Annotated in this window: 20 protein-coding genes; 14 read left to right on the plus strand and 6 right to left on the minus strand. The window is 73.3% G+C overall.

Going from position 1 to position 20,489, the window contains the following annotated elements; genetic code table 11:
* Window positions 1–30: 30 nt before the first annotated feature.
* A complete protein-coding gene (locus ACZ466_RS44795) occupies window positions 31–798 on the minus strand; it encodes an IclR family transcriptional regulator (protein ID WP_378282156.1) in 768 nt (255 codons plus the stop codon).
* Window positions 799–1,127: 329 nt separating this feature from the next.
* Here ACZ466_RS44795 and ACZ466_RS44800 point away from each other — a divergent pair, with 329 nt between their 5' ends.
* The 6 genes from ACZ466_RS44800 to ACZ466_RS44825 all read left to right on the plus strand — a co-directional run bounded on the left by ACZ466_RS44800 (window position 1,128) and on the right by ACZ466_RS44825 (window position 7,746).
* Window positions 1,128–2,060: an MIP/aquaporin family protein gene (locus ACZ466_RS44800; RefSeq protein ID WP_464041937.1), complete on the plus strand. Its 933-nt coding sequence runs from the start codon at window positions 1,128–1,130 to the stop codon at window positions 2,058–2,060.
* A gap of 61 nt (window positions 2,061–2,121) precedes the next feature.
* Window positions 2,122–3,639: a glycerol kinase GlpK gene (gene glpK / locus ACZ466_RS44805; protein ID WP_464041938.1), complete on the plus strand. Its 1,518-nt coding sequence runs from the start codon at window positions 2,122–2,124 to the stop codon at window positions 3,637–3,639.
* 42 nt (window positions 3,640–3,681) lie between these two features.
* Window positions 3,682–5,355, plus strand: a complete 1,674-nt coding sequence (locus tag ACZ466_RS44810) for a glycerol-3-phosphate dehydrogenase/oxidase (RefSeq protein ID WP_378283144.1) — start codon at window positions 3,682–3,684, stop codon at window positions 5,353–5,355.
* Window positions 5,356–5,612: 257 nt separating this feature from the next.
* Complete coding sequence (locus ACZ466_RS44815) at window positions 5,613–6,053, plus strand: cold-shock protein (RefSeq protein WP_378283143.1); 441 nt, start codon at window positions 5,613–5,615, stop codon at window positions 6,051–6,053.
* Window positions 6,054–6,212: 159 nt separating this feature from the next.
* A complete protein-coding gene (locus tag ACZ466_RS44820; RefSeq protein ID WP_378283142.1) occupies window positions 6,213–6,707 on the plus strand; it encodes a molybdopterin-dependent oxidoreductase in 495 nt (164 codons plus the stop codon).
* Window positions 6,708–6,828: 121 nt separating this feature from the next.
* A complete protein-coding gene (locus tag ACZ466_RS44825; RefSeq protein WP_378283141.1) occupies window positions 6,829–7,746 on the plus strand; it encodes an MBL fold metallo-hydrolase in 918 nt (305 codons plus the stop codon).
* Between the two features lie 184 nt (window positions 7,747–7,930).
* Here the strand turns inward: ACZ466_RS44825 and ACZ466_RS44830 are convergent, their stop codons facing one another.
* Window positions 7,931–8,314 carry a winged helix-turn-helix transcriptional regulator gene (locus ACZ466_RS44830; RefSeq protein ID WP_378283140.1) on the minus strand — a complete coding sequence of 128 codons (384 nt, stop codon included), beginning with the start codon at window positions 8,312–8,314 and terminating at the stop codon, window positions 7,931–7,933.
* 83 nt (window positions 8,315–8,397) lie between these two features.
* On the opposite strand from ACZ466_RS44830, the gene ACZ466_RS44835 reads away from it, so the two are divergent.
* On the plus strand, window positions 8,398–8,793 hold the full coding sequence (locus tag ACZ466_RS44835; protein WP_378283139.1) for a PPOX class F420-dependent oxidoreductase: 396 nt from the start codon (window positions 8,398–8,400) through the stop codon (window positions 8,791–8,793).
* A gap of 14 nt (window positions 8,794–8,807) precedes the next feature.
* Here ACZ466_RS44835 and ACZ466_RS44840 read toward each other — a convergent pair whose 3' ends face one another.
* Window positions 8,808–9,785 (minus strand): GlxA family transcriptional regulator, encoded by a 978-nt coding sequence (locus tag ACZ466_RS44840; RefSeq protein WP_378283138.1) that lies wholly within the window; start codon window positions 9,783–9,785, stop codon window positions 8,808–8,810.
* A gap of 99 nt (window positions 9,786–9,884) precedes the next feature.
* Between ACZ466_RS44840 and ACZ466_RS44845 the strand changes: the two genes are divergently transcribed.
* From ACZ466_RS44845 to ACZ466_RS44865, 5 genes are all read left to right on the plus strand, one after another.
* Complete coding sequence (locus ACZ466_RS44845) at window positions 9,885–10,649, plus strand: NAD(P)H-dependent oxidoreductase (protein ID WP_378283137.1); 765 nt, start codon at window positions 9,885–9,887, stop codon at window positions 10,647–10,649.
* A 100-nt stretch (window positions 10,650–10,749) separates the two neighbouring features.
* A complete protein-coding gene (locus ACZ466_RS44850; protein ID WP_378283136.1) occupies window positions 10,750–11,823 on the plus strand; it encodes an ArsR/SmtB family transcription factor in 1,074 nt (357 codons plus the stop codon).
* A 72-nt stretch (window positions 11,824–11,895) separates the two neighbouring features.
* Complete coding sequence (locus ACZ466_RS44855; RefSeq protein WP_378283135.1) at window positions 11,896–12,447, plus strand: hypothetical protein; 552 nt, start codon at window positions 11,896–11,898, stop codon at window positions 12,445–12,447.
* Window positions 12,448–13,410 carry an alpha/beta hydrolase gene (locus ACZ466_RS44860; protein WP_378283134.1) on the plus strand — a complete coding sequence of 321 codons (963 nt, stop codon included), beginning with the start codon at window positions 12,448–12,450 and terminating at the stop codon, window positions 13,408–13,410. It begins immediately after the preceding gene.
* A 103-nt stretch (window positions 13,411–13,513) separates the two neighbouring features.
* Entirely contained in the window at window positions 13,514–15,559 is a 2,046-nt protein-coding gene (locus ACZ466_RS44865; RefSeq protein ID WP_464041939.1) for a DNA/RNA non-specific endonuclease, read from the plus strand.
* Between the two features lie 6 nt (window positions 15,560–15,565).
* Here the strand turns inward: ACZ466_RS44865 and ACZ466_RS44870 are convergent, their stop codons facing one another.
* Both ACZ466_RS44870 and ACZ466_RS44875 read right to left on the minus strand, forming a co-directional pair.
* Window positions 15,566–15,883: a hypothetical protein gene (locus tag ACZ466_RS44870; RefSeq protein ID WP_378283132.1), complete on the minus strand. Its 318-nt coding sequence runs from the start codon at window positions 15,881–15,883 to the stop codon at window positions 15,566–15,568.
* A gap of 25 nt (window positions 15,884–15,908) precedes the next feature.
* Window positions 15,909–17,051, minus strand: coding sequence for a zinc metalloprotease (locus tag ACZ466_RS44875; RefSeq protein WP_464041940.1), 1,143 nt, complete (start codon window positions 17,049–17,051; stop codon window positions 15,909–15,911).
* Between the two features lie 210 nt (window positions 17,052–17,261).
* Between ACZ466_RS44875 and ACZ466_RS44880 the strand changes: the two genes are divergently transcribed.
* Together ACZ466_RS44880 and ACZ466_RS44885 are read left to right on the plus strand one after the other, a co-directional pair.
* Entirely contained in the window at window positions 17,262–17,942 is a 681-nt protein-coding gene (locus ACZ466_RS44880) for a response regulator transcription factor (protein WP_378283130.1), read from the plus strand.
* Window positions 17,943–18,010: 68 nt separating this feature from the next.
* Complete coding sequence (locus ACZ466_RS44885; RefSeq protein ID WP_378283129.1) at window positions 18,011–19,504, plus strand: sensor histidine kinase; 1,494 nt, start codon at window positions 18,011–18,013, stop codon at window positions 19,502–19,504.
* Here ACZ466_RS44885 and ACZ466_RS44890 read toward each other — a convergent pair.
* Entirely contained in the window at window positions 19,477–20,427 is a 951-nt protein-coding gene (locus ACZ466_RS44890) for a TAXI family TRAP transporter solute-binding subunit (protein WP_378283128.1), read from the minus strand. The two genes, ACZ466_RS44885 and ACZ466_RS44890, sit on opposite strands and share 28 nt — an antisense overlap.
* Window positions 20,428–20,489: the final 62 nt, after the last annotated feature.

Below are 20,489 nucleotides of genomic sequence, written 5' to 3' on the forward strand. Positions count from 1 at the left end.
ACCCCGACGATGGGCACCGGGGGTACCGGGCTACCAGCGGGAGGCGCCCAGGTCCCGGGAGACGGCGCGGGAGGCGTCCCGGACGTAGCCGACCAGGGCGGGGTCGGGGAGCCGGCGGGCGTCGCAGATCCGCTCGACCGCGCCCGACACCCCGATCGAGCCCACGACCAGCCCCCCGTACCCGCGGATGGGCGCGGCGATGGCGGCCTCGCCGAGGGCGAACTCCTCGATCTCCGACGCCCAGCCCTGCTCGCGGACGCGGGTGAGCGAGCGGGCCAGGGAGCGGTGGTCGGTGATGGTGCGGCGGCAGAACGACTCCAGCTCGGTGCCGCGGATGGAGGCGGCGGCGTTGACGTCGTGGGCGAGCAGCGCCTTGCCCAGCGCGCTGGCGTGCAGCGGCAGCAGCGACCCGATGTCCATGGCCTGCAGGGAGTCGTCGGGCCGGAAGACGTGGTGGACGACCAGGACCTTGCCGTCCAGCAGGCTGCCGATGCGCACAGCCTCGCCGCTGCGCGCGGCCAGCGCGTCCGCCCAGTTGATCGCGCGCGAGCGCAGCTCGTTGACGTCCAGGTAGCTGGTGCCCAGGTGCAGGAGGGCGGCGCCCAGCTGATACTTGCCGCTGGCCTCGTCCTGCTCGACGAACCCGACCCTGACCAGGGTGCGCAGGATGCCGTGGACGGTGCCGCGGGCCAGCCCGAGCGAGCTCGCCAGCTCGCCCACGCCCAGCCGGCCGGAGCTGTTGGCCAGCAGCCGGAGGATGGCCGCGGCCCGCTCGATCGACTGCACCGGTCCCGGCATGGGACCGATCCTAGAACCGAACCGTCATCTGCCGAAACGTCGCCGACAATGTCGACACCCGCCGACATCACTGGATCACGCGTGCCGAGGTGCCCGTTCGCTGTGATCTGCGGCATATCGGCGAGGGTAATGGGCCCATGGCGGCAGGGAAAGTGTTCGACATTGTCGGCACATGTACGTTGACCGCCCTGAAAAGCCGACCTAGCGTCCTCGGCAACCGCGCGGCCCGCTCGCTCCTCCCTGATGGGCGGCCCGCCGACGGGGCGCCCGCCTGCCGGTCCGGGGGCGCGGGCGCCCTCCCACCCCCGCTTGCCAAGGAGGCAAGGCTCATGCCAGAGAGCGACAGGGCGCACAAGGACACCACGCCGGCCGGCCCGGCCGGCGCCGACGCCGATGCCGGCGGCGCGCGCGGCGCGTCCCCGCCCCCGCCCCCGGAGGCGGGCGCGGGCCTGCCCGGCGGCCCGCTGGCCGCCGTCCTCGCCGAGTTCGCCGGGACGATGATCCTCATCCTGTTCGGCGTCGGGGTGGTCGCGCAGGTCGCGGCCGCCGACATCGGCGACCACGACAGCATCGCCTGGGCCTGGGGCCTGGGCGTCACCCTGGCGATCTACGTCTCGGCCCGGGCCAGCGGCGCCCACCTCAACCCCGCCGTCACCTTCGCGCTGGCGGTCTACCGCGACTTCCCCTGGCGCAACGTCACCCCCTACGTGCTGGCGCAGACGGCCGGGGCGTTCGTCGCGGCGCTGCTGGTGCGGTGGAACTACAGCGAGGTGCTGGCCCAGGCCGACCCCGGCCACACCATCAAGACCCAGGGCGTGTTCTCCACCCTGCCGGGCAACGGCGAGCTGCCCGTCAGCAGCCTCGGCGCGCTGCGCGACCAGATCATCGGCACCGCGATCCTGCTGTTCCTGGTCCTGGCGATCACCGACGCCCGCAACGACGGCCCGCTGTCCAACCTGGCCCCGTTCGTCATCGGCCTGGTCGTGGTCGCGATCGGGATGGCCTGGGGCACCGACGCCGGCTACGCCATCAACCCGGCCCGCGACTTCGGGCCCCGGCTGGCCTCCTTCCTCACCGGATACGGGGGAGCCTGGCGCGACCAGTACGGCGACCTGTACTTCTGGGTCCCGATCGTCGGCCCGCTGGTGGGCGGCGTGCTGGGGGCCGGTCTCTACAAGGCCCTGATCGGACGGTTCCTGCCCGCCGCGGGCGCGCCCGAGCCCGAACCGGCCCCCACCAAGGTCCCCGCCGAGGCGGCGTGAGCACCGTCCCGCGCCCCGCCCACCGGCCCCGCATCCCCGTCCCAGCCAGGAGGAACACCACATGAGCGACTTCGTCGGAGCGGTCGACCAGGGCACGACCAGCACCCGGTTCATGATCTTCGATCACGGCGGCAACGAGATCGCCCGCCACCAGCTCGAGCACGAGCAGATCCTGCCCCGGGCCGGCTGGGTGGAGCACAACCCCACCGAGATCTGGGAGCGCACCCGGGCGGTGATCCAGACCGCGCTGACCAGGGCGAACCTGAGCCACTCCGACCTGGCCGCGCTGGGCATCACCAACCAGCGCGAGACCGCCGTGGTCTGGGACCGGCGCACCGGGCGCCCGTACTACAACGCGATCGTCTGGCAGGACACCCGCACCGACCGGATCGCCTCCGCCCTGGAACGCGACGGCCGCGGCGAGGTGATCCGCCGCAAGGCGGGCCTGCCCCCGGCGACCTACTTCTCCGGCGGCAAGATCCAGTGGATCCTGGAGAACGTCGAGGGCGTGCGGGAGGCCGCCGAGGCCGGCGACGCGCTGTTCGGGACGACCGACAGCTGGCTGCTGTGGAACCTGACCGGCGGCACCGACGGCGGCGTCCACGTCACCGACGTCACCAACGCCAGCCGCACCATGCTGATGGACCTGGAGACCCTCGACTGGGACGAGGAACTGCTGTCGTTCTTCGGCGTCCCCCGCGCCATGCTCCCCCAGATCAGGCCCTCCTCCGACCCGGCCGGGTACGGCGTCACCCGCGCCGACGGCCCCCTGGGCGGCGAGGTGCGGCTGACGGCCGCGCTGGGCGACCAGCAGGCCGCCACGGTCGGGCAGGTGTGCTTCGAGCCCGGCCAGGCCAAGAACACCTACGGCACCGGCAACTTCCTGCTGCTCAACACCGGCACCGAACCGGTCCGCTCGGCCAACGGGCTGCTGACCACCGTCTGCTACCAGCTGGGCGACCAGGCGCCGGTGTACGCGCTGGAGGGCTCGATCGCGGTGACCGGGTCGGCCGTGCAGTGGCTGCGCGACCAGCTGGGCATCATCTCCGGCGCCGCGCAGAGCGAGGCGCTGGCCCGGCAGGTCGACGACAACGGCGGCGTGTACTTCGTCCCGGCCTTCTCCGGCCTGTTCGCCCCGTACTGGCGCAGCGACGCGCGCGGCGCCATCGTCGGCCTGTCGCGCTACAACACCAACGCCCACCTGGCCCGGGCGACCCTGGAGTCGATCTGCTACCAGACCCGCGACGTCGTGGAGGCGATGCGGGAGGACTCGGGCGTCGCGCTGGACGTGCTGAAGGTCGACGGCGGCGTCACCGCCAACGAGCTGTGCATGCAGATCCAGGCCGACGTGCTGGGCGTCCCGGTGTCCAAGCCGGTGGTCGCCGAGACCACCGCGCTGGGCGCCGCCTACGCCGCCGGGCTGGCCACCGGCTTCTGGAAGTCCACCGCCGAACTCGGCAGCAACTGGAACGAGGACCGCCGCTGGGCGCCCGCCTGGGACGGCGGTCAGCGCGAGCGCGGCTACGCCGGCTGGAAGAAGGCCGTGCAGCGCACCCTGGACTGGGTCGACGTCGACTGACCGTCCCCATCTCCCGCACGGTTTCCCCTCGAGGAGCAGGAAGTGGAATCGCTACCACTCGGACCGCAGTACCGCGAGGCCGCCCTCCGGCGGCTGGCCGACACCGAGTTCGACGTCCTGGTGGTCGGCGGCGGCATCGTCGGCGCCGGCGCCGCCCTGGACGCGGTGTCCCGCGGCCTGTCGGTCGCGCTGGTGGAGGCCCGCGACTGGGCGTCGGGGACCTCCTCCCGGTCCAGCAAGCTCGTGCACGGCGGGCTGCGCTACCTGGAGCAGCGCGACTTCGGCCTGGTCCGCGAGGCCCTGCGGGAACGCGCGCTGCTGCTGACCCGCCTGGCCCCGCACCTGGTACGGCCCGTGCCGTTCCTGTACCCGCTGCGGCACCGCCTGTGGGAACGCTGCTACGTCGGCGCCGGCGTCACCCTCTACGACTCGATCGGCGGGTCGCGGGTGATGCCCCGGCACCGCCAGCTGACCCGGGGCGCGGCCCTGCGCGAGGCCCCCGGACTGCGCCCCGACGCCCTCGTCGGCGCCATCCAGTACTACGACGCCCAGGTCGACGACGCCCGCTACACCATGACGGTGGCCCGCACCGCCGCGCACTACGGCGCGTGCGTGGCCACCCGGACGGAGGCGACCGGATTCCTGCGCGAGGGCGAGCGGGTGACGGGCGCGGCGGTGCTGGACACCGAGTCAGGCATGGAGATCGCCGTGCGGGCCCGCCGGGTCGTCAACGCCACCGGCGTGTGGACCGACGACGCGGGGCGGATGGCCGGCACCCGCACGTCCTTCAGCGTGCGCGCCTCCAAGGGCGTCCACCTGCTGGTGCGGCGCGACCGGATCCACCTGAACACCGGGCTGATCGCGCGCACCGCCAGGAGCGTGCTGTTCGTCATCCCGTGGGGCCGGCACTGGATCATCGGGACCACCGACACCCCCTGGGAGCAGGGCCCCGACGGCCCCACCGCCGACGCCGCCGACGTCGGCTACCTGCTGGAACAGGTCAACGGGCTGCTGCGCACCCCGCTGGAGCGCGAGGACGTGGAGGGGGTGTACGCGGGCCTGCGGCCGCTGCTGTCGGGCGAGGCCGACGACACCACCCGGCTGTCGCGCGAGCACACCGTGGCCGAACCGGTGCCCGGGCTGGTCGTGGTGACCGGCGGCAAGTTCACCACCTACCGGGTGATGGCGCAGGACGCGGTCGACGTCGCCGTCGAAGGGCTGGAGGGCACCGTGCCGCCCTCGGTGACCGCCCGGCTCCCCGTCCTGGGCGCGGTCGGGTTCGAGGTGCTGTGGAACGAGCGCCGCCACCTGGCCGCCGACTCCGGCCTGCACGTGGCGCGGGTGGAGCACCTGCTCAAGCGGTACGGGTCGTGCGTACCCGAGGTACTGGCCCTCATCGCCCGGGACGCCTCGCTGGGCGAGCCCGTCCCCGGCGCCGAGGACTACCTGCGCGCCGAGGCGGTCTACGCCGTCACCCACGAGGGCGCACTGCACCTGGAGGACGTGCTGGCGCGGCGGACGCGCATCGCGATGGAGGAGCGCGACGCCGGGCTGGCCGCCGCATACCACGTGGCCGAGCTGATGGCCCCGCACCTGGGCTGGGACGACACCGCCGTCTTCGCCGAGAGCGAACGCTACATCCGGTACGTGCAGTCCGAGCGCGGTGACGACGACCTGGCCGCGGGCGACCCCGCCGCCTGCCCCGCCCCCGCCTGACCCGGGCGCCCGTGCCCGCGGGCGCCTCCTCCACCGTCGTGCGGCACACCGAACCGGGTCCGCGCCACCGGCGAGATCGGCCCGCCCGAGCTGATCGTCGGGGCCCGCAGGGCATGCAGGCCCCGGCCAGGTCGCCGCCGCCCCGCACCTCATCACCCCGGCCCGCCGGAGCGGATAGGTTCGGAACCAGATGCGGAAGGGCCGTGCAGAGACGGCCCGTCATCTGGTCGTTTTGTTGAGGTTGTTGGAGGGTGGTCATGGCGGAGACAGGCAAGGTCCTGCGGTTCGACGACATGCGGGGTTACGGGTTCATCGTGCCGGACGCCGGCGGCGAGGACGTCTTCGTCCACGCCAACGATCTTCTCGACGAGAAGTCGGCGTTCTCGCCCGGGACGTCCGTCGAGTTCGAGGTGACCCAGGGGGAACGCGGCCTGAAGGCCTACGCGGTGCGTGTCAGGGGCTCCGAACGCCCGTCGGCGGTCGACGAGTACCTTCCGTCCGCGTCGGAGAGGGTCCCGTTCGAGCCCCGCCCGGACGAGGACGACGGTCTGTGCGACGTCCTCTCCGAGCGGGAGTTCGTCCAGGAGTTGACCGAACTGCTCATCAAGGACGCGCCCGAACTGACCGGCGCGCAGATCACCCACCTGCGGCGGGGCCTGGTGACCTTCGCGCGCAAGTACGGCTGGGTGGAGGGCTGACCCCACCGGCAGGCGGAGGGGTTCTCGCAGAAGCGACCTCCTGATCCCCTGCTCTCCGGTATTCGCCAGGGTAGCCTTCGATAAGGGTCGCAGATGCGAATCTGCATCCCGCGCTGCGGCCCTGTCGTAGGCCCATCCCCGGTGCGCTAAGGAGCGCTCATGGACGAGCGGATACCGGCCCAGCCACCCCGAGCGTTGATCGCCCCCGCATGCGCGCGGGTCCACCTGGCCGGAGACGTGGAGCATCCCGCGGCTCTGACCGTGGCCGACCTGCGCGCGCTTCCGCAGCGCACGGTGCAGGCCCGGTACGTCTGCGGCCGCCGGGGAGAGCAGCCGCACACCTACACCGGTCCGGAGCTGCTGGAGGTGCTGCTGGCCGCGGGCCCCCGCTTCCACCCGGTCATCGGCAAGGACCGGGTGCGGTTCCTGGTGGTGGTGACCGGCCGCGACGGGCACCTGGCCGTGCTGTCGTGGGGGGAGATCGACCCCCGCTACAGCGGCAGCGCCGTCCTCATGGCCACCAGCGTCGACGACCGTCCCCTCGACACCCACGGCCCCCAACTGGTCGTCCCCGGCGACACCGCCGGCGGCCGGTACGTCTCCCAGATCACCTCCATCTGGACGGGCCCCGCCACCACCCTCACCGACATCTGAGCCCGATGTCGCGTGTCCGGTGTCCCGATGAACGGCACGTGGCGCTGGTCAGACCGGTCGCGCCACCCCATCCTTCTGTGGCGGGCGTCAAGGCCGGCGGCGACTACCCAGGACAGGGCTGATGACATTCGAGATCCAGGTCGGCGAGGCGACCGTCGTGCAGGTCACCGAGCTGGAACGCTGGCCGTTCCAGCCGCGGGAGCTGTTTCCGGCCGTGCGGGACGCGCATGTGGCCGGGGCCGCGGAGGCGTTCGGGCCGCGGTTCGTGGACGAGGCGACCGGTGAACTCGTGCTGGCCATCCACACCTACGTGATCCGTCTCGGCGGGACCGCGCTCGTCGTGGACACCGGCAACGGCAACCACAAAGAGCGCCCCAACCTGCCGCCGCACCACCGTTTCGACACCGACTTCCTGGAGCGCTTCGAGCGGGCGGGTGTGGACGTCCGGGACGTGGACGTGGTCGTGAACACCCACCTGCACCCCGACCACTGCGGCTGGAACACCCGGCTCGACGGCGACCGGTGGCTGCCGACCTTCCCGGCGGCGACCTACGTGTTCGGGCACGACGAGCTGGCCGATCTGCGCGCTCTGGCGACCGCGAACCCTACCGAAGGCGTCGAAGCCGACCTGGCCCGCGCCTATGAGGACAGTGTCCGCCCGGTCCTCGAAGGCGGGCGGTGGGAGGTGGCCGGCGACGGTCACGTGCTCGCCGCGCACGGAGACACCAGCGTGGTCCTGCGTGCCGCGCCGGGCCACACCGGCGGGCACAGCATCGTGGAGATCCGGTCGCCGGGCGGTGGCGCCGTCCTTTGCGGCGACGTGATCCACCACCCCGTCCAGTTGCTGTACCCGCACCTGAGCCAGGCCGGAGACGCGGACCCGGCGCTGGCGTCGCGGACGCGGGATGCTCTTCTGGGCCGTTGCGCCGGTGACGCGTTGCTGCTCTTGCCCGCGCATTTCCCCGGCGACCACCCGTTCACGCTCACCCGTACCGACGCGGGCCTGCGCCTGTCGTCTGCGAAAGGGGAGCGCGGGTAGAGCGGCGGGACGGGCGGTTCGCCCAATGCGGCGGCCGGTTGCTCCGTCGGGGGCACGTCCGCAGTGCTTGCGCCGGACACGCGCCGAGTACACGATGCTGATCATGAGGAGCCGGTAGCTCAGGATGGCTCCCATGGAGGCGGTCGTGCCCCAGCCGTTGGCCGGGACCTCACCGGCCGTGGTGTTATGAGGCGGCGCTGTCGTAGACGGCGCGGGCGCGGGCGATGCCGGCGCGGTGGCGTTCGGCCCACTCCGTCAGTCCGAGCAGGTGGTCATACAGTTCGCGGGCCATATCGGTGGCGACGTACTCGACCTTGGGAGGCACGGTCGGGTACACGGTGCGCACCAGCAGGCCATCGCGCTCCAGGTTGCGCAGGGTCAGCGTCAGCATCCGCCGGCTGACGCCCGTGATCGCACGCTCCAGTTCGGTGAACCGCACCGGTCCGCGGGTCGTCTCCATCAGGACGCCGATGCTCCACTTGCCGCTCACCCGGCCGAGCGCCTCCAGGACCGTGCACGCCTCCCCGCCGCCGGCGTCGTCGGGAACACAGTCGTTCCGCTGTGACATGAATGTGCCTTCTTCCGTCCTGCGCCGTGGTCACAGATCATGAACACCGTAACAACTCGTGCACCTTTGGAGGTCGATAGGCCATGCCGATCACATTCGACGAAGCCACGCGGACGTTGCTCGACGGCAGGAACTTCGCGACCGTGGCGACGCTCAACCCCGACGGCGGGCCGCAGACCTCGGTGGTGTGGGTCCTGCGCGAGGGCGACACGGTGGTGTTCTCCAGCACCACCGACCGGCGGAAGGCCCGCAACCTCGTCCGGGATCCCCGCGTCAGCCTGACCGTCTTCGACACCGCGAACCCCTATCGCACGGTGGAGGTGCGCGGCACCGCGGAGGTCGTCGAGGACTCCGACCGCGCCCTCCAGCGCAAGGTGTCCCACAAGTACCTGGGCCAGGACTCGCCGCCCGACCCCGAGGGCGTGGTGCGAGTGGCCATCCGCGTCATCCCCGACAAGGTCCGGGGCTTCTCGGCCTGACTTCGAGACCGGCCCTAGCCGCGGAACGTGCTGCGGTAGGCGCTGGGAGAGACGCCCAGCGCGGCCTGCAGGTGCTGGCGCAGTGACGCCGCCGTCCCGAACCCGGCCTGTTCGGCGACGTGGTCGACGGGCAGATCGGTCGCTTCGAGCAGGTGCCGGGCCCGCTCGATGCGCTGCCGCGTCAGCCACCGGTTGGCCGATGTCCCGACCTCCTCACGGAATCGGCGGGTGAAGGTCCGCACGCTCGTGGACTCGCGTGCCGCGAGGTCCCGCAGGGTGAGTGGACGATCCAGGTGCTCGAGCGCCCAAGCCCGGGCGCGTCCGGTGGACGACGCCCCCGGGGCGGCGATCGGGCGCGGAATGTACTGGGCCTGGCCGCCGTCGCGGTGCGGCGGCACCACGGTGCGGCGGGCGACCTCGTTGGCCACCGCCGCGCCGTGATCGTTGCGGATCATGTGCAGGCACAGGTCGATGCCGGCCGCCTCGCCCGCCGAGGTCAGCACCCGGCCGCTCTCGGTGTAGAGCACATCGCAGTCCAGGGCCACGTCGGGGTACCAGGCCCGGAACCGGTCACCGGACTGCCAATGCGTCGTCGCCGGGAGGCCCTCCAGCAGCCCTGCGGCGGCCAGCACGAACGCGGCGGTGCAGATGGTCGCGATGCGCGTGTCCGGGCCGATCAGCTCCAGCGCGTCCGCCAGCGGGCCGGGCAGCGGGCCGGGCACCTCGTCCTGCTCGTGGGAGGCGGGAAGCACCACGGTGTCGGCTTCGGCGAGCGTGCCGGGGCCGTGGTCGATGGTGACGGAGAAGTCGGCGTCGGTGCGGACCTCGCCGGGTGCCAGGGCGCAGGACACCACCTCGTACAGCAGTTCCCCCGCTGGGGACACCGCCGTACCGAACAGCTGGTGCACCAGTCCCAGCTCCATCGGGAGCACGCCGTCGCGGACCAGCACCGCCACACGGTGCCGCCGGCCCGCGTCGCCGAACACGCTCATGGCCCGATTCTTGCACATCATGGCTTTCAGGCCACTCGCGGCGCCGTGGCCGATCTCGCAGCATCGGACGTGACCGCCCGGCACGGAGGGAGAAACGCCATGAACGTCCTGTGGGTCTACGCCCATCCCGAACCGCGCTCGCTGAACGGCGCGCTGCGCGACGAGGGGCTGCACACGCTCAAGGAACTCGGTCACGACGTCCGCGAGTCCGACCTGTACGCCATGGGCTGGAACCCGGTGGTCACCGCCGCCGACTACGCCCACGACCCGGGCGGGCGGCTGCTCGTCGGCAAGGCGTCCGAGCACGCCTACCGCTCCGGCACGCTGAGCGAGGACGTTCGGGCGGAGCTGGAGAAGCTCGCCTGGGCCGACGCCGTCGTCCTGCAGTTCCCGCTGTGGTGGCTGGGGCCGCCCGCGATCCTCAAAGGCTGGGTCGACCGCGTCTTCGTCCAGGGCTTCGCCTACGGCGTCAAGGACGGCGACGGGCGGCCGCTGCGGTACGGCGACGGCAAGCTCACCGGGAAACGCGCCATGGTCGTCACCACCGTCGGGGCCCGCGCCGCCGGTTTCGGGGCGCGCGGTATCCACGGCGAGGCCGAACAGGTGCTGTTCGGAATCCAGCACGGCACGTTCTTCTACACCGGTATGGAGGTGGTACCGCCGGTCCTGATCTACGGGGCCCACCACCTCAGCGCCGACGAGTACTCCGGCGCCGGAGCCGAACTGCGTCGGCGGCTGCGCGAGTTGCCCGACGCCGAGCCGATCCCCTTCCGGCGCGAGCGAAGCGGCGACTACGACGACGACCTCGCACTGCGGCCCGATGTGGTCCCCGGAGACACCGGTCTGGCCGTACACCGTTCCTAGGTTCGCAGTAGGTCAGGGCAGGGCTTCGATCGTGAAGGCCAAGAGCATCGGACGCGCGACCATGATCGCAACCGGTGTCCGCGCGCCATACGATCCGGTCATGCCGATCGCGCTGGACCTTTCCGCCGTCACCGGGCCGGAGGTGCGTTTCACCGCCACCCCGATGGTGGAGTTCGGGTGGGCCTGGCACGTCCTCAGTGACGCCGGCAATCACCCTGACCAGGCCGAATGGGTGGCCCGGACGCGGGCCCGGATCCCGGCGGGTCTCGCCCGGGACATGGGGGAGTGGTCGTTCGCGGTGCGGGCGGTGCGGGCGACGCTGCTGGCGGATCCGACGGCGGTGCCGCCGCGCCGGTGGGCGGACCAGCTGGAATGGATCCGCCGGATGCCCCCTGGAGACTTCGCCGTCTCGCTGCTGCGGCCCCTGCTGCGGCAGCGCGGCCGTTCGGCGAACCTGGCCGACGCGCGGGTGCGCAACAGCGTGCTCCGCCTCGCCCGTGCCCGCGGAGCTGGGGCGCGTCGCGCGGTCGGCCTCGTCCTCGACGAGCCCGCGTCGGCGCGGGAGGCGGTCACCGACCTGATGGCGCGGTGCTGGGACGCCTTCTTCGAAGCCGACTGGGCGGCCGCCTCGCCCCGGCTGAGCGACGAGGTCGCCGCGCGTACGGCCTTGTGCGGCAGGAACGGCTGGGAGCGCGCCCTGGACGGCCTGTCCCCGGCGATCAGCGTCCGTCCCGGCGAGCGGCGCGTGGTGATCGACAAGGTCCAGAACAAGCGCCTGAAGATCGCGGGGCGCGGCCTGGTCCTGACCCCCACCGCCGTCGGGAGCACGCACCTGTACGTCACCGACGAGCCGGGCCGTCCCGTGGTGGTGCACTACCCGCTCCCGGCGCCGGCGCGGGCCGCCGACAGCCGGGCCACGCTGCGGCGCATGCTCGTGCTGGCGCATCCCGCCCGTTTGGAGGTGTGCCGCGCCATCGCCGTCGAACCGCGGTCGGCGCGGGAGATCGCCCGGCTGTGGGGGTTCACCGAGTCCAGCGTGACCAAGCACCTGTCCGCGCTCCGCTCGGCGGGGCTGGTGCACACCGAGCGGGCCGGGCACTACGTCCGCTACGCCCTGGACGACGGCGTGGTCGCGGCGCTCGGCGCGGATCTGCTGGACGTCCTGCGGCGCTGACGGCGAGCCGAAGCCTGCCGATGAGCCGCAGTCTTCGGGCCGCCTCGGGCTTCCGCTCCTAAGGTCGCGATCATGATGACCGACTTTCTGCCGATGCGTGAAGCCCGGCGCCGTACGGAGGCGGACCGGCGGTTGCTGGCGAGCCGGGTCGAGAACCGACCTGAGCGGGAGCTCGTCGCGCCCTACCGCGTCGAGGGCGGTCCGCTGGGCGATTTCTGCGACTCCCTGCGCGATCTGGTGGCGCATGTCCTGATGTGGGACGAGATCAATCTCGCCGTCCTGACCGAGGCGCGCCTCGGCCGGGCCCACTGGAGCCTGGACGGCCCGTGGGAGACGCCGTCGTCCGGCAGGGCGCTGAACCTCGCCGGCGTCATGGCCGGGCGCGAACTCCCCGTCGACCTGCTGCTGCACAGGTTCGGCGTCGTGCGCGACGCGCTGGTCGACGAACTGTCCCGCTATGACGAGGACCGGTGGACGGCCCCGCTCGCCCTCTCCCATCCGCGGGCCACGAGCACCGGAGCGCTCGCCCAGTACGTCATGTCGATCCCGAACGGCGGCCCGTACTGGCACGCCGCGATCCACCTCGGCGAGCAGGCCGTCATGAACGAACAGGAACTGGTGTAGATGCCTCTCGATCCGGACGTGCGTGACCTGCTGGCCGAGGGCGCCGAGGCGCCGCCGCTCGAATCGCTGAGCCTGGAGCAGGCGCGCACCGCGATCCGCGGAGTAACCGCACTGCAGGGCGAGGCGGCGCGGATGTCCGACGTGCGGGAACACGTGGTGGGCAGGGTGCGCATGCGGCTCTACCGCCCCACCGGGATCACCGGTCCGGCGCCTGTCCTGCTGTGGGTCCACGGCGGCGGCTGGACGCGTGGCGATCTCGACACCTGGGACACGCCTCTGAAGAACCTCGCGCGCCGGATTCCCGCGGTGGTCGCCAGTGTCGACTACCGGCTGGCGCCCGAGACCCGATTTCCAGGGCAGCTCGGCGACGTGCTCGATGCGCTGCGCCACCTCGCCGAACACGCGGGCTCGCTCGGACTGGACGCGGGGCGCGTCGCGATCGGCGGCGACAGCTCCGGCGCCAACCTCGCCGCGGGAGCGGCGCTGGCCGTCCGCGACCTGGGCGTGGGCGCTCCGCTGGTGGCGCAGGTACTGATCCATCCGCCGACCGACCCGGCCTGCGCCACCGTCAGCCACCTTCGCTACGGCTCCGGCTACGCGCTGACCACGGCGTTCATGCGGAGCGCGTGGCGGCACTACCTGCCCACGCCGTACGCGGGCGAGCACCCGTACGCGGCGCCGCTGCGGGCGCGGAACCTGGCCGCCCTGCCGCCGGCGATCATCGCCACCGCCGAGTACGACCCCCTGCGCGACGAGGGGGAGCAGTACGCCGCCCGCCTCGCCGAGGCGGGAGTGCCGGTGGGCCTGCGGCGTTTCGACGGGATGATCCACGGATTCATGCACCACAACGGCCGCGTCCCGGCCAGCAGGGCACTGCCCGATTGGCTCGGCGTTCAACTCCGCGCGCGGCTCGGCCCGGCACCCGACGCGTCGGGCGAGCGGCGGAGGGCCCGTGCAGGGTAAAGGGCGTTACCAGTTTCTGGCGGCATTGGGGGAAATGCGTGGGTGGTTCCTGTCGTGGGGTACGACGCCGGATCGATGGCCATAGGGGATGACCGGGGGACGTATGGAACTTCACGAGCGGGAACAGGAGCGTCAGCGCCGGGCGGCGCAGCGGCGGGTGGCCGAGCGCGTACCGGAACGGCGCGGGAACCAGAGCGTGCTGACCTCCCCGGGAGGCGTCGCGGCGGCCGACAGCCCCGAGCGGATCGCCAAGCGGATCGACCGGCTCAGCCGCTTCTACGCCGACGGCGACCTGCTGGAGCCGGGCGCCCCCGAGCCCGCCGCCCGGCTCGAGAAGATCATCAACAGCGTCGACTACGTGGGCGCCCGGTACCTCGAGGCCGGGGTGGCCGCGGCCCGCGCCGTGGGACGCATCGGCATCCGGGACGAGCGGGGCCGCCCGGCCGGGTACGGCACCGGCTCGCTGGTGTCGCCCGCGCTGCTGCTGACCAACCACCACGTGCTGCCGGACGCCGCCACGGCCCGTACCAGCGTGGTCGAGTTCAACTTCCAGGACGGCCTGGACGGGCGGCCGCTGCCCGTGACGGTCCACCCGCTGGACCCCGACCGGTTCTTCCTCGCCGACGAGGAACTGGACTTCGCGCTGGTCGCGGTGCGGGCGCCCGCCGCCGACCTGGCCCCGTTCGGGTTCAACCCGCTGCTCGAGACCGAGGGCAAGATCATCATCGGGGAGTTCGTCACGATCGTCCAGCATCCGCGCGGCGACAAGAAGCAGGTGGCGCTGCGCGAGAACCGCATCGTCGACATCCCCGAGCGGTTCGTGCACTACGCCGCCGACACCGAGCCGGGCTCGTCGGGGTCGCCGGTGTTCAACGACCAGTGGGAGGTCGTGGCGCTCCACCACGCGAGCGTGCCGGCGCCCGAGCACGAGGAGTTCGGCGGGTTCGTCAACGAGGGCGTCCGTATCAGCCGCATCTGCCGGAGGCTGCGCGAGGCGGGCCTGCAGGGGCCGCGGCGCGAGCTCGTCGACCAGCTCTTCGCCCCCGAACGCATCGAGCAGGCCGTGACCCTGCTGTCCACGGCCGCGGGCACGCCCCCGGTCCCCGCGAACTCGGTCGGGGCGCCGGTCGCCGCGCCGGCCGCGATGTCCGCCGCGGCCCCCGCGGCGATGTCCGCCGCCGCGCCGTCCGCGGCCGCCGAGGCGGCGGGCACGGTGCCGACGGGGGCGTCGCCGCTGGGGGACGGCGCGTTCACCGTCGAGGTGCCGCTGGAGATCACCGTCCGGTTCGCGGACGGGCGGCCGCCCGCGGTGCCGGAGAGGATCGCGATCGATCCCGACTACACCACCCGCGGCGGGTACGACCCGGCGTTCCTCGGCCATCCGCTCCCGCTGCCCGTCCCGTCGCCCGGACTGGTCGCGGACGCCTCGCCCGAACTGCGCTACCACCACTTCAGCGTGGTCATGCACCGCAGGCGCAGGCTCGCGCTCTTCACCGCGTGCAACATCGACGGCACGCTCGCCCGGCGGCCGGGGCGGGAGAGCGACCGCTGGATCTTCGACCCCAGGCTGCCCGCCGGGGAGCAGACGGGCGAGGAGGTCTACCGCGACAACGACCTGGACCGTGGCCACCTGGTGCGGCGGCTCGATCCGGCCTGGGGCGACAGCGACGTGCGGGCCAAGGCCGCCGCCGACGACACCTTCCATTTCACCAACGCGACCCCGCAGCACCACGCGTTCAACGCGGGCCGGACGCTGTGGGCGGGGCTGGAGGACTACGTCCTGAACGGCGCCGACAACCGCGACCTGGCCGTCAGCGTGTTCACCGGGCCGGTGCTGGCCGCCGACGACGACCCCTACCGGGGCGTGCTGCTGCCCCGCCAGTTCTGGAAGGTCGTGGCCATGGTCGCCAAATCCGGGAAGCCGTCGGTCACCGGCTACCTCCTCAGCCAGTCGGCGCTGCTCCACGACCTGCCGACCGAGGAGACCTTCTCCTACGGGGCCTACCGCACCTACCAGGTGCCCGTGCGCCGCGTCGCCGACCTCACCGCCCTCGGCTTGGACGCGCACATCCAGGCCGATCCGCTCGAGCGGCTGGAGACCGTGCCGGGTCCCCGCGAGATCACCCGTCCCGAGGACCTCGTCCTCTGAACGAGGTCACTTCGCGAGGGTGAGCCTGTCCTCGCCGTACGACAGCACCCTGACCTCGCGCCGGCCGCCCTCCGCGGGGAAGGTGAGCCGGTGCGGGCCGTCCGGCCGAGCCTCCCAGCGGCCGGTGGCCACCGGCCGCAGGCGGTCGCCGGGATCGGGACGCAGCTCCACGACCGTTCCGTCCGCCCGGAACTCCAGGCCCCGCCGGGGCTTGCGGGATGGACGGAACGGGTGGCCGGCGGGACGGTACACCGCGGCGGTCCCGGTGTCCTCCTCATGGGAGTGCAGCCACGTCCCGAGGAGGCCGGGCGGTGGCCCGCTCATGTGGCCGTCCCCGTCCGCGGCGCGTTCAGGACCGGCCCGCCGGACGGCCGGTGACCAGCCCCAGCACGGTGTGGATCTCCTTGAGGACCTCCCTGGTCAGCCGCTCGCTGTCGTGCAGCAGCCGCTCCAGCTCGCCGTTCTGCGCGGCCGGGGCCATCTCGGGGACCGCGCCGGCGGACGGCGCCGCCGACGGCACGGCCGCGGCCGGCGCGGCGGCCCCCGCCGCCCGGCGCTCGCCCGCCACCATGAACGAGGCCCGCGCGCCCTCCAGGCAGGCCCGCATGCGGGTGCTCTGCCCCTGCGTGAACAAGAACATGGCGTCGTCGTCGGTGTAGTCCATGTAGTTCATGAACATGTCGCCATTCGGGCCGTTGTCGCAGGAGATGTGGGGGAACTTCGGGACTCCGGTGTTCTCGCCGGCCTGGTTGGGGGTGTCGGCGACCTTGTCGTCGCTGGAGCAGGCGCCGTCGTCGTCCCCCCAGATGTGGTAAAGGTCCAGCCAGTGGCCGATCTCGTGCGTCGCGGTCCGGCCGCCGTTGTACGGCGCGGCGGCGGTGCCGCTGGTCCCGAACGCCGAGTGCAGGATGACGACGCCGTCGGTCTGCGGCGGGCCTCCGGGGAACTGCGCGTACCCGAGCAGCCCGCCGGTGAGCCGGCACACCCACAGGTTGAGGTACTGGTCGGCCGGCCAGGGGTCGGCGCCGCCGGTGCGCTTGGACTTCACGCCGTCGTCCCAGGTGAATCCCCGCCGGTCGGTCTCGGCCCGGACGATCCCGTCGGTCGGCGTGCCGTCGGGGGCGCGGTCGGCGAGCCGGAACTCGATCCGCGCGTCGGCCACCAGCGGGCGCCACACCTCCGGCACCTTCCCCGCGTCGGGATTGGCGGCCCGGTAGTCCTGGTTGAGGACCGTGAGCTGGCTGCGGATCTGCTCGTCGGAGATGTTCTGCTCGGGGGCGCGCGGGTCGTGGACGACGTGCACGACGACCGGGATGGTCACGATGTCGGTGATCGCCTCGAGCCGCCGTCCCCGCTCGTACTGCAGCGCGCGGTTCTCGATGGCGCTGCGCTGGGCGCGGTAGGTCATGCTCTGGTTGAGGAGCCGGCGGTGCACGAGCATGGTCCCGCACAGGTCGCGCGACGGAGGCTGGAAGGCATCGGTTTCGGTCATGTGCGTCCTTCTTCCGGGCAGGGTCGAATCGGCTTCCGCGAAGGGGTGAGCCGGGTGGTCCGCGACGCTGCAGACCTACCTCTCCGGGCCTGTTCACAAGCCGACCGGCCTGCAATCTCTTCGCCATGTGACGGCAGGGCCCGGCCATCGGCGTGCGCGCGGGTCCGGCGTCTAGGCGTTTGGCCCGGCGGCTCCTACGATGGGTCCGCCATGCGTGTCCTCCTCGTCGAAGACGACAACCGGTTCGCCGACGCCCTCATGGTGGCGCTGCGCCGGCAGGGCTTCGACGTGCATCGGGTCGCCACCGCCGCCGAGGGCCTGGCGGCTCCTGCGGCCGATCTGGTGCTGCTCGACCTGGGGCTGCCCGACATGGACGGGATCGAGGTGTGCCGCCGCCTGCGCGGCGCCGGGGAGACCGCGATCATCGCCGTCACGGCGCGGGGCGAGGAGCGCGACCGGGTGATCGGCCTGCGCTCGGGCGCCGACGACTACCTGGTCAAGCCGTTCGGGATCGCCGAGCTGATGGCCCGCATCGACGCCGTCATGCGGCGGGTCCGGCCGGTGGCCCACCCGGTCGTGACCGCGCGCGGGCTGCGCATCGACCTCGACCGGCGCGAGGTCACCGGCGCCGACGGCGCGGCGGTCGCCCTGGCCCGCAAGGAGTTCGAGCTGCTCACGGCGCTCGCCCGGCAGCCGGGGACGGTGGTGGCGCGCGAGCGCCTCCTGCTGGAGGTGTGGCAGAGCGTGTGGCCCGGCGCCCAGCGCACGCTGGACGTGCACGTGGCGACGCTGCGCGCCAAGCTCGGCGATCCCCGGGTGATCCGCACCGTCCGCGGCGTCGGCTACCAGCTCGCCGTCGACGAACCGGCCCGGCCCGGGGACGGGGCGTGACGGCGGCCCGTCCGCGCCGCGTCCCGGCGCGGCCCGCGGCACGCCCCGCGGCACGGGGGTGAGGGCCGATGCTGCGGCGGCTGCTCGCGGTGTACGTCTCCCTGCTCGTGATGGTGCTGGCGGCGCTGGAGATACCGCTCGCGGTCACCTTCGCCGCGCACGAGACGCAGGCCATGTTCATCGACCGCCTGAACGACACCTCCCGCTTCGCCTCGCTCGCCGAGCCCGCGCTGTGCAGCGGGCGGACCGACAGCCTGCGGGCCGAGCTGGTCCGCTACGACGAGCTGTACGGCATCCCGGCGGCGGTCGCCGACCGGGAGGGCAACATCGTGGTGGCCTCGCGCCCGGGGCTGGTCCGGGAGGTGGGCCGTTCCCGGCTGCGCGCGGTGCTGTCGGGGGACCGGTCGGCGATCCAGAGCGTGACCTGGCCCTGGAACCACGATCCGATGATCGTGGTGGAGCCGGTCGGGTGCGGCGGCGAGGTCATCGGCGCCGCCGTCACGGTCTCGCCCACGCACGCCGTGCGCGCGAGCGTCGTGGAGCGCTGGAGCCAGCTCGCGGCGGCGGGCCTGGCGGCGCTGCTGGTGTTCGGCGCCGCCGCGATCCCGCTGAGCCGGTGGGTCCTGCGGGTGGTGCGCAACCTGGACCGGGTCACCGGCGAGCTGTCGGCCGGGCGGCTGCAGGCGCGGGTCCCGGTCGCCACCGGCCCGGCGGAACTGCGGCGGCTGGCCGAGCACTTCAACGCGATGGCCGAGGCGATGAGCCGCAATTTGGAGCTGCAGCGGTCGTTCGCGTCCTATGCCAGCCACCAGCTCCGCAACCCGCTGGCGGCGCTGCGGCTGCGGGTGGAGAACCTCGGCCCGCACATGTCGGCCGACGGGGCCCGCGACCTGGAATCGGCGATCGAGGAGACCGCCCGGCTCACCGGCATCCTGGACGGCCTTCTGGCGCTGGTGCGCGCCGAGGGCGGCAACTGCCGGGTCGCCGTCGTGGACTGCGGCCGGGTGGCCACCGAGCGGGTGGCCGCGTGGCGGGAGGCGGCGGCGGGCGTGCGGGTGCGGCGGCGGGGCGCGGCGCACGCGGGCGCGCTGGCCGCCGTCGACGGCGTGGGCCAGATCCTGGACGCCCTGATCGACAACGCCGCCAAGTTCGCGGGACCGGGCGCGACCGTCACCGTCACCGTGTCGCGCCCGCGCCGGCGGCCGCCGCCGGCCCCGGGCGCCGTGCCCGCGGGGGAGGGGCCCGCCGCGGAGCAGCGCGTGGTCTGCGTCGACGTCGCCGACGACGGGCCGGGACTGCCGGACGCCGAACGCGCCGCCGCCACCCAGCGGTTCTGGCGGAGCCCGGAGCACCAGAACATCGACGGCACCGGGCTCGGGCTCACCATCGCCCACGCCCTGGCCGAGGCGTCGGGCGGACGGCTGGAGCTGCTGCCGGTCGAGCCGCACGGGCTGTGCGCCAGGCTCGTGCTGCCCGCACCCGCCGGCGACGTGCCGCGGGCCCGGGACGGGCAGGACCGCGCGGTGTCCCCGGATCAGCCGGCGACCTTGGACTCCCGGTAGTAGCGCGCCGCCCCCGGATGCAGCGGCAGGGGCCCGGTCGAGATCGCCGCGCGCCGGTTCAGGTACAGCGCCTCCGGACGGGTGGCGACCAGGACGTCCTTCCGCGCGAACAGCATCCGTGTGAGCGCGAGGGCGCGGTCGGCCGGCATGGACGACGCCACGACGAGATAGCTCGGCACGCCGACGGTCCGGGGCGCGGCGAACAACCGGTAGGCCGACGCCGGGATCGAGCGCTCCTCGTAGAAGTCCCCGTGGAACCGGCGCAGCGGCCCCACGTACGCGCCGAGATCGACCAGCCGCACCCCCATCACGTGGGTCAGCTGCGTGATCGCCTCGTTGGGCACGCCGCCGGAGAAGAAGAAGGCGTCCACCCGCCGGTCCCGCAGGGCCGCCGCGGCCTCGCGCACGGGCAGGCGCAGCCGGCGGACCTCCTTGTCGGGGTCGATCCCGGCGGAGCCCAGCAGCCGGGTGGCGACCAGTTCGGTGTCGGTGCCCGGCGCCCCGGTCGACACCCTCCGGCCCCGCAGGTCGGGCAGCGCGTGGACGCCGCTGTCGGCGGGGACCACCAGGTGGGTGTGCTCGTCGTACAGCCGCGCCAGCGCCGCCACGCGCGGCAGTGCGGTGAACGGGGGTCTGCCCGCCGCCGCCAGCGCCGCCAGGTCGGCGGGCGCGAACGCGACGTCCGCCGTCCCCTCCGCGACCCGCCGCAGGTTGTCGGCCGCCGACGCCGTCGCGAGCACGCGCGGCCGCATCTCCTCCAGCTGGGCCGCCCGCGCCAGGCCCTGCGCGTAGGCGTGGTAGACGCCGCTGCCGCCACCCGCGGCGATCAGCAGGCGCCCTTCGTCCGGTGCCGACTCGCTGCACGCCGCCGCGCACGAGACCAGCACCGCGAGCACGAGGACCAGGGCCGGGACGCGCCTCACGGACGCAACCCTAAGAGTTCCTCAAATCGGAGGCCCGCCCCCTTCCCGTGTGCGCTGCATCA

Source organism: Actinomadura rugatobispora (genome assembly GCF_055379765.1).